The sequence below is a fragment of the Nocardioides luti genome (assembly GCF_014212315.1).
Lineage (GTDB): Bacteria > Actinomycetota > Actinomycetes > Propionibacteriales > Nocardioidaceae > Nocardioides > Nocardioides luti.
On the sequence record NZ_JACKXE010000001.1, the window covers coordinates 917,689 to 933,417 of the forward strand.

At 73.4% G+C, this 15,729-nt stretch carries 15 protein-coding genes; 1 reads left to right on the top strand and 14 read right to left on the bottom strand.

Annotated features, from left to right (window positions below; all coding sequences use genetic code 11):
- Positions 1 to 12: 12 nt before the first annotated feature.
- The 4 genes from H5V45_RS04315 to rpsB form a co-directional block, all read right to left on the bottom strand.
- On the bottom strand, positions 13 to 1,170 hold the full coding sequence (locus tag H5V45_RS04315; RefSeq protein ID WP_221633903.1) for a hypothetical protein: 1,158 nt from the start codon (positions 1,168 to 1,170) through the stop codon (positions 13 to 15).
- A gap of 13 nt (positions 1,171 to 1,183) precedes the next feature.
- Entirely contained in the window at positions 1,184 to 2,305 is a 1,122-nt protein-coding gene (locus H5V45_RS04320) for an SPFH domain-containing protein (RefSeq protein WP_185251808.1), read from the bottom strand.
- Between the two features lie 190 nt (positions 2,306 to 2,495).
- Positions 2,496 to 3,308 carry a translation elongation factor Ts gene (gene tsf, locus H5V45_RS04325; RefSeq protein WP_185251809.1) on the bottom strand — a complete coding sequence of 271 codons (813 nt, stop codon included), beginning with the start codon at positions 3,306 to 3,308 and terminating at the stop codon, positions 2,496 to 2,498.
- A 102-nt stretch (positions 3,309 to 3,410) separates the two neighbouring features.
- On the bottom strand, positions 3,411 to 4,418 hold the full coding sequence (gene rpsB / locus H5V45_RS04330; protein WP_185251810.1) for a 30S ribosomal protein S2: 1,008 nt from the start codon (positions 4,416 to 4,418) through the stop codon (positions 3,411 to 3,413).
- Between the two features lie 396 nt (positions 4,419 to 4,814).
- Between rpsB and H5V45_RS04335 the strand changes: the two genes are divergently transcribed.
- Complete coding sequence (locus H5V45_RS04335) at positions 4,815 to 5,426, top strand: M23 family metallopeptidase (protein WP_221633904.1); 612 nt, start codon at positions 4,815 to 4,817, stop codon at positions 5,424 to 5,426.
- Positions 5,427 to 5,433: 7 nt separating this feature from the next.
- Here H5V45_RS04335 and H5V45_RS04340 read toward each other — a convergent pair whose 3' ends face one another.
- From H5V45_RS04340 to H5V45_RS04385, 10 genes are all read right to left on the bottom strand, one after another.
- Positions 5,434 to 6,333, bottom strand: coding sequence for a tyrosine recombinase XerC (locus H5V45_RS04340; RefSeq protein ID WP_185254461.1), 900 nt, complete (start codon positions 6,331 to 6,333; stop codon positions 5,434 to 5,436).
- A gap of 107 nt (positions 6,334 to 6,440) precedes the next feature.
- Positions 6,441 to 6,698, bottom strand: coding sequence for a hypothetical protein (locus H5V45_RS04345; RefSeq protein WP_185251811.1), 258 nt, complete (start codon positions 6,696 to 6,698; stop codon positions 6,441 to 6,443).
- Between the two features lie 86 nt (positions 6,699 to 6,784).
- On the bottom strand, positions 6,785 to 7,915 hold the full coding sequence (dprA, locus tag H5V45_RS04350) for a DNA-processing protein DprA (RefSeq protein ID WP_185251812.1): 1,131 nt from the start codon (positions 7,913 to 7,915) through the stop codon (positions 6,785 to 6,787).
- Positions 7,912 to 9,501, bottom strand: coding sequence for a YifB family Mg chelatase-like AAA ATPase (locus H5V45_RS04355; protein WP_185251813.1), 1,590 nt, complete (start codon positions 9,499 to 9,501; stop codon positions 7,912 to 7,914). The genes dprA and H5V45_RS04355 overlap by 4 nt, the downstream gene beginning before the upstream one ends.
- Positions 9,501 to 9,875: a YraN family protein gene (locus H5V45_RS04360; RefSeq protein WP_185251814.1), complete on the bottom strand. Its 375-nt coding sequence runs from the start codon at positions 9,873 to 9,875 to the stop codon at positions 9,501 to 9,503. Before H5V45_RS04360 ends, H5V45_RS04355 begins: the two co-directional genes overlap by 1 nt.
- 119 nt (positions 9,876 to 9,994) lie before the next feature.
- Positions 9,995 to 11,917, bottom strand: a complete 1,923-nt coding sequence (locus tag H5V45_RS04365; RefSeq protein ID WP_185251815.1) for a TadE/TadG family type IV pilus assembly protein — start codon at positions 11,915 to 11,917, stop codon at positions 9,995 to 9,997.
- A complete protein-coding gene (locus H5V45_RS04370) occupies positions 11,914 to 12,369 on the bottom strand; it encodes a TadE/TadG family type IV pilus assembly protein (protein ID WP_221633905.1) in 456 nt (151 codons plus the stop codon). The genes H5V45_RS04365 and H5V45_RS04370 overlap by 4 nt, the downstream gene beginning before the upstream one ends.
- 103 nt (positions 12,370 to 12,472) lie before the next feature.
- On the bottom strand, positions 12,473 to 12,898 hold the full coding sequence (locus H5V45_RS04375; RefSeq protein WP_185251817.1) for a TadE/TadG family type IV pilus assembly protein: 426 nt from the start codon (positions 12,896 to 12,898) through the stop codon (positions 12,473 to 12,475).
- The gene (locus tag H5V45_RS04380) at positions 12,895 to 15,141 is read right to left on the bottom strand and encodes a pilus assembly protein TadG-related protein (protein ID WP_185251818.1); all 2,247 of its coding nucleotides are present in this window, start codon (positions 15,139 to 15,141) and stop codon (positions 12,895 to 12,897) included. Before H5V45_RS04380 ends, H5V45_RS04375 begins: the two co-directional genes overlap by 4 nt.
- Entirely contained in the window at positions 15,135 to 15,635 is a 501-nt protein-coding gene (locus tag H5V45_RS04385; RefSeq protein WP_185251819.1) for a hypothetical protein, read from the bottom strand. Before H5V45_RS04385 ends, H5V45_RS04380 begins: the two co-directional genes overlap by 7 nt.
- Positions 15,636 to 15,729: the final 94 nt, after the last annotated feature.

A 15,729-nucleotide genomic window follows, 5' to 3' on the forward strand; every position in this document is an offset into this window, starting at 1 on the left:
GCCGAACGGCCGTCAGCCCCCGCTGCCCCTCTGGGAGGCGACGACCACGCCGATCACGGCGAGGACCAGCAGGATCGCGATCACCAGCCCGGCGATCTTCCAGGCGCTGTACGGGCGCTTGCCGACGACCTCGCCGGTGTTCGCGTTGACCATCACCTGGAAGGTCTTGCCGCCGTAGAGGTAGCTCGCGATCCACAGCGGCATCAGCAGCAGCTTGAACATCGCGTGGGCGTAGGTGACGTCCATGCCGCTGATGCGCTGCTCGTCCCCGCCGATGTCGCGCTCGACGTCGTTGGTGATCACCTGCCGCATCTCGTCGCGGGCGACCTTGGCGCCCTCCTGGGGGTCGACGTCGTAGCGCAGCGCGGAGTAGCCGGTGAGGTACTCCGGCTGGAAGGGACGCGCCTCCTCCAGCTTCCAGGGGCCCATCTTGCCCAGCTGCTTGGCGTCGAGCTGGCCGGTGCCGGGCACCAGGACGTCGTCGAAGGACCTCGCGACCTGACCCGACGCGTGCGACCAGCGGGTGTGCTGCTGCTGGTAGGTCTCGGTGCGGGTGCCGCCCTTGCCGTCGGAGACCTGGCGGGTCTCGGTCGTGTAGTAGTGGTCGCCCCGCTGCCCGGTGTAGACCGTCGAGGTGTCGGCGTCGAAGGTCCAGTGCGGCACGTAGGTGCCCTGCAGGCCCTCGGTCGAGCCGACCTTCTTCAGGGCGCTCGGAGCGAAGCGACGGGTGCGGACCCACGTCGTGAACGCGTCCTGGGCGCCGCGGCGGTCGACGTGGAAGGGCAGCACGGCCTCCGGGGGCACCACGCCCTCCGGCTGCTCGATCGAGACCAGCGCGCCGCCGCAGAACTGGCAGGTGCCGGCGAGGTCGACGGTCTCGGTCCGGGCACCGCACCCACGGCACTCCAGGACGTGCGCGCCGATGGCGGCCACCTGGGTGTCACCGTGCTTGGCCCGCCACTCGTCGTACGAGTGCTCCTGGATCTGCAGGCCGCTGTCGGCGATCGCGAGCTCGGCGCCGCAGGAGCCGCAGCGCAGCACCGTGGTGCCGGGGGCGTACGCCGTCTGGGCGCCGCACGAGGGGCACGTCGAGCTCAGCGGGGTCGGTGGCGGGCCGGCCGGCGGCGTCGTGGAGGCGGCCTGCGGCTCGGGCTGGGAGTCGGCGAGCATCGGTCCCCCGCTCTCAGGCGCTCGGCGGCATGGGCGGGGGCACGGCGGGGAAGAGGCCGGCCAGCTCGGGCACCTCGGCCGCGGCGGTCCAGGCGGCCATGCCCTGCTGCCAGACCAGGGTGTCCGGCTTCAGCTCGCCCGCGGCGACGCGCGGCGGCAGCTCGGCCAGGGCGACCGGTCCGACCTGCTGCCCGCCGAGCGCCAGGAACCACGGCGCGGCCGCACCCGGGATCGGCGGCGGGCTGGTCGAGGGGGCGGCCGGAGCGGCGGCCTGGGCCGGCTTGGGGGCCATCGCGTTGGCCATCTGCTGACCCATCGCCATGCCCATGCCGAGGCCCATGCCCTCCCCCGCGCCACCCGGGTTGTTGGCGGCGTCGCCGATGGCGGTGGCGGCCTGGTACTTGGCGTACTGGTCGAGGTCGCCCATCACGCCCATCGAGGTGCGCTTGTCGAGGACGGCCTCCACCTCGGGCGGCAGCGAGATGTTCTCGATCACGAAGCGCGGGATGCTGATGCCCATGTCGGCCAGGCTCGTCGTGAGCGTGCCGGCGAGGGTCGCGGCGATCGTCTGCTGGTTGGCGGCGAGGTCGAGCATCGGGAGCTTCGAGTTGGCCAGCGCGGTGCCGACCTGGCCGACGATGTTCTGGCGCAGGAACTCCGCGACCTCCTCGGTGCGGAACTGCGGGTCGGTGCCGACCAGCGCGCGCAGCAGCTTGCTGGCGTCGGTCACCTGGAGCGCGTAGGCGCCGAACGCGCGCAGCCGGACGATGCCGAACTCGGGGTCCCGCAGCGTGACGGGGTTCTGGGTGCCCCACTTCATGTCGGTGTAGAGGCGGGTCCCGACGAAGTAGACCTCGACCTTGAAGGGCGAGTTGAAGCCGTACTTCCAGCCCTTGAGGTCCGAGAGGATCGGCATGTTCTGGGTGTCGAGCGTGTAGGTGCCGGGCGTGTAGACGTCGGCCAGCTGGCCCTCGTCGACCAGCACGGCGACCTGGCCCTCGCGGACGACCAGCTGGGCGCCGTTCTTGATCTCGTTGCCCTGGCGCGGGAAGCGCCAGACGATGGTGTCGCGACTGTCGTCGAGGAACTCGACGATGTCGATGAACTGACCGCGGACCTTGTCCATGAAACCCATCGGGCGCCCCTCCTCGCGGTGGCCGGACCGACCACGTCAGCGAGGAACGCTACTGCAGATGGGGCACCCGCGAGGCGGGATTCAGGGAGTGTTCAGGTGCCCGAAATCGCCCCGACCCGCCGGGCACCGGGGTGCTCGACGGGTCGGGATCGGTGCGGGTCCGCGAGGGGACCTGCTCGGGTGCTGCGGCTCAGGCGCCGACCTCGAAGCGGGCGAACCGCTTCAGGGTGGTGCCGGCCTCGTCCAGGACGGTCTTGACGGACTTCTTGTTCTCCACGACCGACGGCTGCTCGAGCAGCACGACGTCCTTGAAGAAGCCGTTGAGGCGACCCTCGGTGATCTTGGCGATCGCCTGCTCGGGCTTGCCCTCCTCGCGGGAGGTCGCCTCGGCGATCTCGCGCTCCTTGGCGACGACGTCCGCGGGGACCTCGTCACGGGTGAGGAACTGCGGACGCATCGCGGCGACCTGCATGGCGGCCGAGCGGGCGGCGTCCTCGTTGCCGTCGTACTCGACCAGCACGCCCACGGCGGGCGGCAGGTCGGCGGCACGCTTGTGCATGTAGACCACGACGGGGCCGTCGAAGTAGGCCACGCGGCCCAGCTCGATCTTCTCGCCGATGGAGACGGCCAGGTCGTTGACGACCTCGCCGACGGTCTTGCCGTCGAGCTCGATGGCCTTGAGGGTCTCGGCGTCGCCGGCCTTGGCGGCGTCGGCCGCGTCGGCGATGCGCTGCGCGGTGCTGATGAACTCGTCGCCCTTGGCGACGAAGTCGGTCTCGCAGTTCAGCTCGACCAGGGCACCGCCGGAGGTGGCGACCAGACCGGCCGACGCCTCGCGCTCGGCGGCGCGCTCGGCCATCTTCTTGCCACCCTTGATCCGCAGGATCTCGACGGCCTTGTCGAAGTCGCCGTCGGCCTCGGTGAGGGCCTTCTTGCAGTCCATCATGCCGGCGCCGGACTGCTCGCGCAGCTTCTTGACGTCGGCGGCGGTGATGTTCGCCATGTGTGTCTTCCCCTCGGGTTCGTGTGTGTCAGGACCGATGCGCTCGGACCGGCACGACGGGTCCCGTAGGTCGTACGGGACCCGTCGTGCTCGGGGAACGAATCAGGCCTTGGCCTCGTCGGCGGCGGGCGCAGCGGCCTCGGTCGCGTCGGTGGTCTCGGCGGCGGGCTCGTCGGTCGAGGCGGTGGCCTCGGCGGCGGGCTCGTCGGTCGCGGCGTCGGCGGCCTCGGTCGCCTCGGCGGCCTCGGACGACGCGCCGGTGGCCTCGGAGGCCGGGGTCTCGGCGGTCTTGTCGGCGTCGCCACCGGTCGCCTCGACGGCGGCCTTCTCGGCGTCACCGGCGAGCAGCTCGCGCTCCCACTCGGCCAGGGGCTCCTCGGCACCGACCTCGGCCGCACCCTCGCTGCCGGCCTTGGCGCCGGAGCGGGCGATGAGGCCCTCGGCGACGGCGTCGGCGATCACGCGGGTGAGCAGGCCGACGGCGCGGATCGCGTCGTCGTTGCCGGGGATCGGGAAGTCGACCAGGTCCGGGTCGCAGTTGGAGTCCAGGATGCCGATGATCGGGATCCGCAGCTTGCGGGCCTCCTCGACGGCGAGGTGCTCCTTGTTCGTGTCGACGATCCACACCGCGGAGGGCGTGCGGGTCATCTCACGGATACCGCCGAGCGACTTGTTGAGCTTGTCGCGCTCGCGGCGCATCTGGAGCAGCTCCTTCTTCGTGCGGCTGCTGCCGGCCACGTCGTCGAAGTCGACCTCGTCGAGCTCCTTGAGGCGGTTGATCCGCTGGTGCACGGTCTGGAAGTTGGTGAGCATGCCACCCAGCCAGCGCTGGTTGACGTAGGGCATCCCGACGCGGGTCGCCTGCTCGGCGATCGCCTCCTGGGCCTGCTTCTTCGTGCCGACGAACATCACGGTGCCGCCCTTGGCGACGGTCTCCTTGATGAAGGCGTACGAGCGGTCGATATAGGCCAGCGACTGCTGCAGGTCGATGATGTAGATGCCGTTGCGCTCGGTCATGATGAAGCGCTTCATCTTGGGGTTCCAGCGACGGGTCTGGTGCCCGAAGTGGACGCCGCTCTCGAGGAGCTGGCGCATGGTGACGACTGCCATTGAGGTGTTCTCCTGTGGTGGAGCCGCTCCCGTTGTCGCCCGCCCTTCGTGCAGGGCGGGCCGGTGGCGTGCTCCGGTTGTGGTGTTCAGTTGCCACAGCCGACGGGTGCCGGCTGTCCTGACGCTCACGCGCGACCCCACCCGGATTTCTCCGGGACCGGGGATCGTCGCCCACGGGTGGCCGGGACCAAGGAGCTGGACCCGTCGCGGTCTGAGAGCGTGCGAAGTCAATCCAGAAGGATTGCTGCCGCTCAGGATAGTCCGCAGCGCTGCCGCGGGCGAATCGGTGCCACCGGTGCGCCAGGTGCCGTCCACAGGCGCCTCCCCCGACCCCGTTGTCCCCAGCCGCGAGCGCCCGGCGGGCGGGGCCGCGACGGCGTCGGCAGGCTGCTGCCCATGTCCCTGCGCCGCCTCGTCCTCGTCGTCCCGTTCCTGCTCGTCGCGGGGATGTTCCCGCCCGCGCAGGCGACGCAGGTCGGGGCGACGCCCGCCGAGGTGACGCCGGTCGGGATGTGGCCGCTGCTGCCAGTTCCGGAGGTCGTCGAGGGCTTCGACCCTCCGGACTCGCCGTGGGGCGCGGGGCACCGGGGGGTGGACCTGCTCGGCCGGGCGGGCCAGCCGGTGCGCAGCGCGCTGCCGGGGCGGGTGTCGTTCGCCGGACGGCTGGCCGGGCGCGGGATCGTCGTGGTGGACCACGGCGACACCCGGACGACGTACGAGCCCGTGGCCGCGGACGTCGCCGTCGGCGACCCGGTCGCGGCGGGCGACCGCCTCGGTCGGCTCGAGGTCGTCGGCTCGCACTGCTTCCCGCGGGCCTGCCTGCACTGGGGCTGGCTGCGCGGCGCGACCTACCTCGACCCGCTGCTCCTCGTCGGCCTGGGCCCGGTCCGGCTGCTCCCGCTCTGGCGGGACCAGCCGGTGGGGTCCACCGGGGAGGTCGCGGCGCCCTGGGCGCCCGGCGTCCCGCCGTACGCCGCCTGGCAGCCGCTGGTCCGGACGTCGAGGTGACGCGCACTCAGGCTCGTGGGTGCGCCTGCTGGTAGGCCCGACGCAGCCGGTCGGTGGTCACGTGCGTGTAGAGCTGCGTGGTGGCCAGCGAGGCGTGGCCGAGCAGCTCCTGGACCGAGCGGAGGTCGGCCCCGCCCTCGAGCAGGTGGGTCGCGGCGGTGTGCCGCAGCCCGTGCGGGCCGATGTCGGGAGCCCCGGGCACCTGGGCGATCCGCTGGTGCACCAGGGTGCGGACGGCCCGCTGGTCGATGCGGCGGCCCCGGGCGCCGAGGAACAGCGCGGCGCCGGCCCCCTCGACCCGGAGCGCGGGCCGGCCCTCGGCGAGCCAGCGCTCGACCGCGCGGGCGGCGGGCAGCCCGAACGGCACCATCCGCTCCTTGCGCCCCTTGCCGAAGACGCGGACCACGTTGCGCTCGCGGTCCAGGTCGTCGAGGTCGAGGCCGACGAGCTCGCCCACCCGGATGCCGGTGGCGTAGAGCAGCTCGAGCATCGCGACGTCGCGCAGCCCGACGGGGCTGCCGTCGTCGGCCAGCGCCGCGGCGCCGCGGATCAGGTCGGCCGCCTCGTCGGCGCGCAGCACCGGTGGCAGGGTCTTGTGCGCCTTCGGCGAGCCCAGGCTCGCCCCGGCGTCGGTCGTGGCGCGGTCGGTGCGCACCAGCCACGCGGTGAACACCCGCGCCGCCGTGGCCCGCCGGGCCAGCGTGGTGCGCGAGCGGCCGAGCGTCTGCTGCTTCGCCAGCCAGCTGCGCAGGGTCCGCAGGTCGAGCTCCCCGACCTCGGTGTGCCCGAGCCGCGACGCGTGCTCGAGCAGGCCGGCCACGTCGGCCAGGTAGGCCCGCACCGTGTGCGGGGCCAGGTCCCGCTCCGCCACCAGGTGGCGTTCGTAGTCGCCCAGCACCCGGGCCATCGGCTCGGGCAGGTGCTCCTGCTCCTCGCGGACGTCCTCCGTGGCTGCCACCCGTCGAGTCTAGGTCGGCGCGACTCCCCCGGCCGTGCCCTTGCACGGCGAGCCGGTCAGTCGTCGTCCTCGAACGCCGACCGCGCCCGGGCGTACGCGTCGACCCTGCGGTCCAGCCCGACCAGCACCACGCAGGCCAGGGCGAACCCCGCGATGCCCAGCGCCCGGTGGCCCCAGACGGCCTCCCCGACCCGCGCGAACACCGCCGTGAGAACCCAGAGGACGAGCACGTTGGCCGCCACGACCAGGACGGCGACGAGCACCAGGGGCGGGAACTCGTGCCGTCGGGTCTCGCGCACCGGGCCTGTCGTCATGCCCGCAGCCTCCCAGCCGAGGCGACGCGTGTGCGTCAGATCAGGAAATCCGGCCGTGGATCTTGATCCCACGCACACGCGTGCCCTCAGGTGGCGGCCCGCTCGGCGAGCCGCCAGCCCTCCGGGACCTGCAGGACCAGACCGAGGCGGGACAGACCGCCGAGGGCGGTGCGGACCTCGAGGAGGGCGACCCCGGCGGTGCGCGCGATCGAGTCGGCCGGGGCGGCGTGGCGCAGGGGCACGGCGTCGAGGACCTGTTGCTGGCGCGTCGAGAGCCGGTCGCGCGAGCGGGTCGCGCCGCGCGGCTCCTCGACCAGGAAGGCTCCGGACTCCCCCACCATCTCCAGGACCTCCGCGCCCGAGGTCACCAGGGTGGCGGCGCCCGAGCGGATCAGCTGGTGCACGCCCTGGGAGGGGGCGCTGGTCACGGGGCCGGGCACCCCGAGCAGCTGCCGGTTGAGGCGACCGGCCCAGTTGGCGGTGTTGAGCGCCCCGGAGCGCACGGCCGCCTCGACCACGACCGTGCCGCGGGTGAGAGCGGCGATGACGCGGTTGCGGGACAGGAAGCGCAGCCGGGTGGGCGAGCAGCCGGGCGGCAGCTCGGAGACCACGGCGCAGGTGGCGCCGAGGTGGTCGAGCAGGGCCCGGTGGGCGGCCGGGTAGACCCGGTCGACCCCGCAGGCGAGCACTGCCACCGTGGCGCCGCCACCGCCGAGCGCACCCCGGTGGGCGGCCTGGTCGATGCCGAACGCCGCACCGGAGACCACCGTGAAGCCGGCCCGGGCGCAGACCGCCGAGATCTCGGCGGCGGTGTCGGCGCCGTACGTCGTGGCCGACCGCGACCCGACGACCGCGACCGACCGGTCCAGCGAGTCCAGGCGCAGCGGTCCCCTCACCCACAGCCCCAGCGGCGCGCCGCCCCGCTCGTGCACCGCCTCGGCGCCCTCGAGGTCGTCGACCTGGCGCGGCCACTCCTCGTCGGAGGGGATGAGGAAGCGGATGCCCAGCCGGGCGGCGGTCTCGAGGTCGCGCTCCGGCTGCACGGCGGCCATCCGCGAGGTGACGTCGGGGAGCAGGCCGGCGAGGTCGCCGCCCGCGGCCAGGACCTCGTGCAGGCGGACCGCCCCGATCTCCTCGACCAGCGCGGACACCCGCGGGTCACCCGGCTCGGTGAGCCGGCCCAGGGCCACGCGGGCGAGCCGCTCGTCCGCGCTCATCCGGCCCGCTCCGTCAGCGTCGTCAGCAGCAGCGGCTCCCCGGTGCGCAGCCGGATCGCGGTGTCCGTCTCGCGGGGGCCGGGGCGCTCCACCCCGGCCAGGTCGGCGACCGTCCAGGCCAGGCGGTGCACACGCACGGCTCCCCGGGCGGTCAGCCGTCCGTCGTAGACCTTGTCGTCCACCAGCCGCTGCGCCTCGGGCGGCAGCGGCCAGCGCTCGCGCAGCACCGCCCCGGGGGCGTGACCGTTCAGCCGCCAGGTCTCCTCGGCGTAGCGGGCGGCCTGCCGGGCCCGGGCACGCTCGACGCGCACCCGGACCTCGGCGCTCGACTCGGGGACGTGCAGGGGGTCGCGCCGCTCGTGCGGCCGCAGCGGCTGCAGGTGGCGCACGACGTCGACCCGGTCGGTCAGCGGACCCGTGACGCGGCTGCGGTAGTCGCGGCGCTGCACCTCGCGGCACGTGCAGCCGTTGCGCCCGGCCAGGGGCGAGAACTCGCCGCACGGGCAGGGGTTGCACGCCAGGACCACCATCGCCCGGGCCGGGAGCACCACCGACTCGTCGCGCCGCGCGATCGCGACCTCCCCGCTCTCGAGCGGCTGGCGCAAGGCCTCGATCAGGTCGGTGCGGAACAGCGGGAACTCGTCGAGGAACAGCACGCCGCCGTGCGCCCGGCTCAGCTCGCCGGGCCGGACCTGCCCGCTGCCCCCGCCGATCACGCTCACCTTGCTGGCGTCGTGGTGCGGGGCGCAGAACGGGGGCCGAACCACGAGCCCGTCGCGGGACTCCAGGGCGCCGGCGAGCGAGTGCAGGGCGGTCAGCTCGAGCGACTCCTCGCGGTCGAGGTCGGGCAGGATCCCGGGGATCCGCTCGGCGATGCTGGTCTTGCCGACCCCCTTGGGCCCGGACAGCAGCAGGTGGTGCCCACCCGCGGCCGCCACCTCGACGGCGAAGCGGGCGTCCGCCATCCCGAGCAGGTCCGCGAGGTCGACCTCCTCGCGCCGCTCCTGGCCACGCCAGGCGAGCAGCGGGCTGCCCGACGCCGCCGCGACCGGTGGGGCCTCGGGCACCTCGTCGCCGCGCAGCTCGGCCACCACCTGCCCGAGCGAGCGCATGCCGAAGACCTCCATCCCGGGCACCAGCGCCGCCTCGGCCGCCTGCGGCTCCGGCACGAACACCCGCCGGATGCCGCGGGCCTGGGCGGCCAGCACCATCGGCAGCACGCCGTGAGCGGCCCGGAGGCCGCCGTCGAGCGTGAGCTCGCCGAGGAACGCCGTGCCCTGCAGGGCCACCGGCGGCACGTGGCGCGACGCGGCCAGCACCGACACCGCGATCGCGAGGTCGAAGTGGGTGCCGCGCTTGACCAGGTCCGCCGGCGAGAGCAGGACGGTGATCCGCCGGGTCGCCGGCCAGTCGAGGTTGCTGTTGATGATCGCCATCCGGCAGCGGTCCCTGGCCTCGTTCAGCGAGGCGTCCGCGCGCCCCACCAGGGTCACGCCGACCTGGCCGGGCGACACGTCGCTCTGCACGTCGATGAGGTGCCCCAGCGCCCCGTGCAGCGAGACGGTGCGGGCGGTCGCGAACGGCATCAGCCGATCCCCCGCACGTGCTCGACCAGCGAGGCCCCGCGGCGCGGCCGCAGCACCGCCACCAGGTCGATGCGGATGTCCTGGACCGCGATCCCCCGCTCGGCCACCCAGCGCGACGCCAGCCGGCGCAGCCGTGCGAGCTTGAGGTCGGTGACCGACTCGTGCGGCGTGCCGCACCGCGTCGTGCTGCGCGTCTTCACCTCGCAGACCACCAGCACGTCGCCGTCGCGCAGCACGAGGTCGATCTCCCCCGCGTCGCAGCGCCAGTTGCGGTCGAGCACGACCATCCCCTGCGCGGCGAGGTGCCGCGCGGCCAGGGACTCGCCGTACGCCCCGAGCGCCTGCCGGAAGGCCGCGGTCGCGGCCCCTGTCATGAGTTCGTCTCCATGCCCGCCAGCGTCCCCGCTGCCGCGGACGTCGTACGCCGTCCCGCCGGTCGCCTGTGGAGGACGGTGTCCGGGGCGTGCCCTGTGGACGCGACGTGGCGCGGGGGTCAGCCGACGAGACGGACGATCGACTGCCCGACCCGCGGGTCGAAGTCGATCGTGGTCGACTGCTCGTCGACCGGGAGCGCGGCCTTGTTGAACGTCAGCACCCGCAGCACCGAGACCGAGTGGCCGTTGATCTGCACGCCGTTGCGGTTGCCCGAGCCGTCGTCGACGGCCGCGGTCGTCTGCGTCTCGTTGGTGATGAAGGCCGGCACGAAGTCGACGATCGGCTGGAAGCCCTTCTGCGCCCGGTCGTTCGCCAGCACGACGGGCAGCCACACGAAACGCGGCGACTTCACCACGGCCGGGTCGAGCATCGCCTGGGTGACGCCGTCCTCCTTGGTGATGTCGGCCAGGGTCGCGCCGTTGCGCAGGAAGCAGGACAGCACGTCGTTGTTGATCGAGACGCCGCCGATGGTGACGTTGCTGCGCCCGGCGCACCGGGTCGTGCCGCGGCTCGCCGCGAGGCGGCCGGCCTCGCCGTTGTCCGCGCCCGTGAGGAGGCCGTCGTACAACGCCGGCCCGTCGTTGCCGGTGTCGCCCACGATGCAGTTGCGCGGCGGGTCGCTCGACGACACGATGTCGGGCTGCGCGCCGGCGAGGAAGCCGTGCTGGGTGGTGCCGCAGTCCTTGGACGGCGTCTGCGACGGGGCGAAGACGAACGGCGCGAGCTGGTGGTCGATGCCGCCGGCGATGTTCCGGGCCAGGCGGCGCTGCGTGCTGGAGCCGTCCGCCCGGGGGCTGTCGAGCTGGCCGAAGTTGCCGCGGTCCTGGCCCACGCAGCCGACCGGGATGTCGGTCGGCGAGGCCGACGAGGACGCCGCGGTCGGGGCGGCGGACGTCGGTGCCGCGGAGGTGGCGGGCGCCGACGACGACGGCGCGGGCGTGGCCGTCACCCGGAAGGTCAGGTAGTTGGACGAGTAGCGCACGACGCTGTTGTTCTGGATCAGGGCGTAGACCCGCCAGTCCCCTGGCGTCGCCGACACCTCGGTGCTCACCGGGAAGGCCGGCACGTTGAGGTAGCCCTGGCCCTTCTGCAGCGCCTGCGCCGCGTAGTCCACGAAGAAGGCGCCCGACGGCGAGTAGAAGCGGAGCGAGGCCCGGTCGGTGTTGTTGGGGATGTTCGTGACCGTGTAGTTCGAGACCGTCGTGGTGCCGTTCTGCAGCACCGAGAGCGGGCTGGTGCCGCCGAGCACGTGGTTGCCGGCCTGGCTCGGGCTCGGCGTGAAGGCGTACGTCGGGGTCGCCGTCGGTGTCGGTGAGGGGCTGGTCGAGGTGGTGCTGCTGGCGGTGCCCGTCGCCGTGGCCGTCGCCGTCGCCGTGGGCGTCGGGGTCGAGGACGTGCTGACCACGGGCGCGGGCGCGGCGGCGCCCCCGGTCGTGTCGGCGTCGGCGGCGCCGTACCCGCACCCGCTCGGCAGCCAGAAGGGGATCATCTTCTCGCGCGGCGGGAGCGAGGACTGGACCTGCACGGTCGCGGAGCGCTGCACGTCGGTGTGGTCGTTGCCGGTGACCTGCGCGAGGCCGAAGTCGACCCGGGCCGCCGGCGCGAGCACCGTCATCCGCACGCACCCGGTGGTGCAGGCGCTGCCGTCGGCCTTGGTGAAGGTGACCTCGCCGTCCGTGGTGATGCCGTTGATCAGCTGGCTGCCCGTGATCGCGGCCTGGCCGGTCACGGCGTTGTCGCCGAGGAAGAGCGCGACGCGGTCGGCGATCAGCTGCTTGTTCGCGGCGGTCTGGGGCAGCAGGTAGCCCGCGCTGAGCGCGCTGATGTCGGCCTGCTTCTGCACCGCGCGCTTGCGGGCCCACGCGTTCCCGAGGTCGACGCTGAGCGCGGCGCAGGAGAGCAGGACGACGCTGAGGATCGCGACGAAGATGGCCGTCGCCCCGCGGTCGTCGCGCTGGCGGCGGCGGGCAGGTCGCGTCACGGACAGTCCTCCGGCTGGACCGGGGCGAAGTCGACCCGCGACTGCGTCGTGGTCGTGACCTTGCCGTCGTCGATGAACGGGAGGAACGGCAGCTGCAGGTCGAAGCTGGTGAACGACACCGTCACCTCGACGGTGTCGCCGACGGTCACCGAGCCGGGGTTCTGGCGGACGTAGGTGCGCTTCACGGTCGCGGTCGAGCCGGTCCCGGTCAGGTCGTCGACCTCGGCCCGGACGTCCGAGGTGAAGGTCGAGCAGGTGGCCGGCTGACCCACCGCGGAGAGCCGCGCGGCGCTGCGGGCGATGTCGCTGCCGCCTTGCATCGCCCAGAAGTACATGCCGTACTGGATGATCCCGAAGACCAGCAGCAGCAGGATCGGCACGACGAGCGCGAACTCGACGGCGGCGGCTCCGGTGGCGTCACGGCGCGGGCGCGCGGCAGAGGGCAGTCTCACGTGGCGACTCCCTCTGTGACCCCCGAATGGCCTGGATGGTCGCATGCTAGCGCCCGGGGACGTCGCCTGTCCCCGTATCGGACACACCTCGTCGAACGACGTCTCAGCAGGTCAGGTCGGCCTCCGGGACGTTCTCGATCCGCGCCTCCGCGGTCTGGGTGATCCGGCCGTCGTCGGGCAGCGGCAGGAAGTGCAGGTCGAGCGAGTCGAAGGTCACCGTCACCCGGACGACGCCCCCGACGGTCCGGCCGGACACGTAGGTCACGGTCGCGGTCGGCGTCCGCGAGCCGACCGCGGGCCCGCCCACGCGCGCGACCGCCTCCGCCGTCGTGCACGCCTCGGCCGTGCCGACCGCCATCCGCCGGGCCGCCTCACGGGCACTCGCCGCCCCCGTCTCCAGGGCCCAGTAGTGGTAGCCGTACTGCAGGATGCCCAGCAGCACCGTCACGAGGAGGGGTACGACGAGGGCGAACTCGACGATCGTCGACCCCCGCTGGTCGCGGGCCGACCGCGTCGCGCGCGCGGTCACCGGACCAGCCTGACGATGCGCGGCCCGACCCCGAGGTAGTCCGTCGTGGGCCCGGAGTACGCCCGCGGCACCGCCGGCAGCGCGCCCGGCGCGAGCGTCATGATCCGCGCCGAGCGCACCCGCGCGGCGGCCCGGTCGATCACCAGCCCCCCGACCGTCACGGTGTTGGCGCCGAGGAAGGTCGCGAGCGGCGTGCTGACGTCGGCGAGCCCGAGCAGCGCCAGCTCGCACGTGGTCGGCGAGGCCAGGCAGGCCGCCGTCTGGCCGAACTTCGTCAGCGTCTGCGCGAGGGTCAGCCCGTTCGTCGTCGACTGGGTGATCAGGTCGAGGAGCAGCAGGTCGACCGGCGTGGTCACCTGCGACGAGGCGTCGGAGGTGAGGAACACCGGGCGGAACGCCATCACCGGGTAGTCCCCCGCGGCGCCGGTCGTGTACGCCGACACCACCACCGGCGCCCAGAAGAACCGCGGCGACGCGTAGAGGGCCGGGTCGACGCTGTCGTTCGGCGGCGTCACCAGCGGCAGCGTCGGCGAGACGAACAGGTCCAGCGACATCAGGAACGGGTCGCTGAGGTAGCGCGCGCTCCCGCTGCCGTCGCGCAGCGCGAAGTCGCTGAAGTGGTCGTCGTTGTAGCGGCCGGCGATCCCGCCCGGGTCGGTCAGGACGGCGCGGGTGCTGCTGTGGTTGCACGCGCCCGAGGACGGGCAGCGGAGCCGGCCGCTCACGGAGCCGGTCGCGAAGGTGCCGCCGGTCAGCAGCCCCTGGGTGAGCTCGGCCGACCAGTCGGTCGCGGTGTCGACGTGGACGCAGTTCGCGCCGTCCGTACGCCGGGTGGGGTAGTCGCGCTTGACGGCCGGGTTGCTCCCGCAGGCGAACGCCGCCGACGGGTTGCCCAGCAGGGTGGCGACGTTCCCGACCGTGGACCCCCCGGTGACGTGCACGGCGTCCACCGCGTCGCCGAGGCCCGGGAACGCCGCGAGCCCGTGGTCGAGCCCCTGGGCGAGGTCGACCACCATCGCGGCACTGTCGGTGGCGAGGTCCTGGTGCGGGCTCTGCAGCGGCCGCGAGCACGAGACGGTGTTGCGCAGGTCGCCGCCCAGCGGCTGCGGCGACACGGTGAAGTGCGCGTTGTTGGCGGCCAGGTTGGCCCAGGTGGCGATGTTCCCGGAGCTCGCATTGATGCCCTCGAGCTGGATCATCGCCTCGTAGTTCCCGGCCGGCAGCGCCAGCGTGAACGAGTACGGGTTCGCCAGCGGGGTGGCGAGCGTGACCGTGTGGGTGACCGGGTTCCACACGTAGGGGCTCTGCTGGGTCTGCACGTAGGAGCCGGTGACGCTGGTGCTCGTGTAGCCGGCCTTCCGCACGAAGATGCTCACGCGGTACGGCGTGTAGCCGGACTTGGTCTGCCCCCAGGTGAAGCTCAGGGACGACAGCCCCGACAGCGCATCCGGCGTCACCGGGTCGCTCATCCCGCCGGAGCCGGTGTTCAGCCCCACCTGGGCGCTGTTGCCCTGCGTCTGGATGTCGCCGAAGTACGGCGCGGTGGTGGTCGGGTCCGTGGTCGTGCCGACCTGCCCGCGGAAGCCCGAGGAGACGTAGTTGACCGGCATCACCCGCGACGCGGTGTCCCCCGCCCCCAGCGGCGCCGTGCCGAGCGTGTTCGCCAGGCAGGTCAGGCTCATCCCGACCGGCAGGATCTCGCCGGGCGACAGCACCACCGCCGTCGCGCTCTTGCGCTGGGTCGATCCGTCCTTGCCGACCACCCGGCCGAAGCCGAAGGTGACCCGCGCGTCGGGCGCCGTCACCGCGACCTGGTTCGTCGCGGGGAACGACACCGCCCCGAGCGCCGACGGCGCCGTGGAGCGCCCGTTGGCCAGCATCGTCCGCGCCATGGTCGTGATCGCCGTGTCCGAGGTGTACGACGAGGGTGCCGGGCAGGCCGGGATCGCCGAGAGGTCCGACTGGCCCGGGACGCCGTGGCAGGCCAGGTAGTAGGCCGCCGCCTGGGCGACCCGGAGCTGGGTCGCGGTCGGGCTCGCCCCGACCGTCGCGGTGTCGACCGGCAGCTGCTCGGCGGCGTACTTCGCGGCCCGGTCGACCTGGTGCTGCAGCTGGCCGCGGCGCGCCCAGGTGTTGCCGACGTCGACGGTCAGCGCGGCCACGACGAACAGCACCGAGCAGGTGACCAGCGCGACGAGGATCGCCGCGGCTCCCCGCTCGTCGCGACGCCGCGGGCTCAGCACGACTCGCTCGAGATCATCACGTTCTCCAGGCGGACCACGCTGTCGCTCACGACGTTGCCGTCGTCGGGCAGCGGCAGGAAGGACAGCGTCTCCTCGAGCACCGGCGCCGTGATCGAGACCTGCACGCTGACGCCGAGGCTGCCGGGCACGTAGTCCAGGACGGTCACGACGATGTCCTCGAGCGAGATCGGCAGGCCCGAGCCCTCGTCGACGTTCTGGACGCTCACCAGCGTGGCGGCCCGGACCCGGTCGGCGAGCTGGGTCCGCTGGGTGGCGCAGTAGCTGCCCACGAAGCCGGACTGGTCGAGGTTCGGGTCCAGCGTCGGCACGGACTGCAGCTTCCAGAAGAACAGCCCGTAGTAGAGGACGCCGACCATCAGCGGCGCCAGCACGGCGCCGAGCAGCAGGGCGGCCTCGACCGCCGCCGCACCCCGCTCGACCCTCGGCGGGGAACCCCGCCGGGCACCCCGTCTCCGGGCGCACCACATCGCCATCGCACCCCACCAGCACCGTCGTTCCGACGGCGGCCCCCACCGCCCTACTCGACAGTAGGACCGGCTCGCGGCGGCGCGGCGGGGTTGGCCGAAA

What these genes read in the sequence shown, in the direction of transcription:
- H5V45_RS04315 (WP_221633903.1), bottom strand. Translation starts at nt 1,170, where the DNA reads ATGCTCGCCGACTCCCAGCCCGAGCCGCAGGCCGCCTCCACGACGCCG.
- H5V45_RS04320 (WP_185251808.1), bottom strand. Translation starts at nt 2,305, where the DNA reads ATGGGTTTCATGGACAAGGTCCGCGGTCAGTTCATCGACATCGTCGAG.
- tsf (WP_185251809.1), bottom strand. Translation starts at nt 3,308, where the DNA reads ATGGCGAACATCACCGCCGCCGACGTCAAGAAGCTGCGCGAGCAGTCC.
- rpsB (WP_185251810.1), bottom strand. Translation starts at nt 4,418, where the DNA reads ATGGCAGTCGTCACCATGCGCCAGCTCCTCGAGAGCGGCGTCCACTTC.
- H5V45_RS04335 (WP_221633904.1), top strand. Translation starts at nt 4,815, where the DNA reads ATGTCCCTGCGCCGCCTCGTCCTCGTCGTCCCGTTCCTGCTCGTCGCG.
- H5V45_RS04340 (WP_185254461.1), bottom strand. Translation starts at nt 6,333, where the DNA reads ATGGCCCGGGTGCTGGGCGACTACGAACGCCACCTGGTGGCGGAGCGG.
- H5V45_RS04345 (WP_185251811.1), bottom strand. Translation starts at nt 6,698, where the DNA reads ATGACGACAGGCCCGGTGCGCGAGACCCGACGGCACGAGTTCCCGCCC.
- dprA (WP_185251812.1), bottom strand. Translation starts at nt 7,915, where the DNA reads ATGAGCGCGGACGAGCGGCTCGCCCGCGTGGCCCTGGGCCGGCTCACC.
- H5V45_RS04355 (WP_185251813.1), bottom strand. Translation starts at nt 9,501, where the DNA reads ATGCCGTTCGCGACCGCCCGCACCGTCTCGCTGCACGGGGCGCTGGGG.
- H5V45_RS04360 (WP_185251814.1), bottom strand. Translation starts at nt 9,875, where the DNA reads ATGACAGGGGCCGCGACCGCGGCCTTCCGGCAGGCGCTCGGGGCGTAC.
- H5V45_RS04385 (WP_185251819.1), bottom strand. Translation starts at nt 15,635, where the DNA reads ATGGCGATGTGGTGCGCCCGGAGACGGGGTGCCCGGCGGGGTTCCCCG.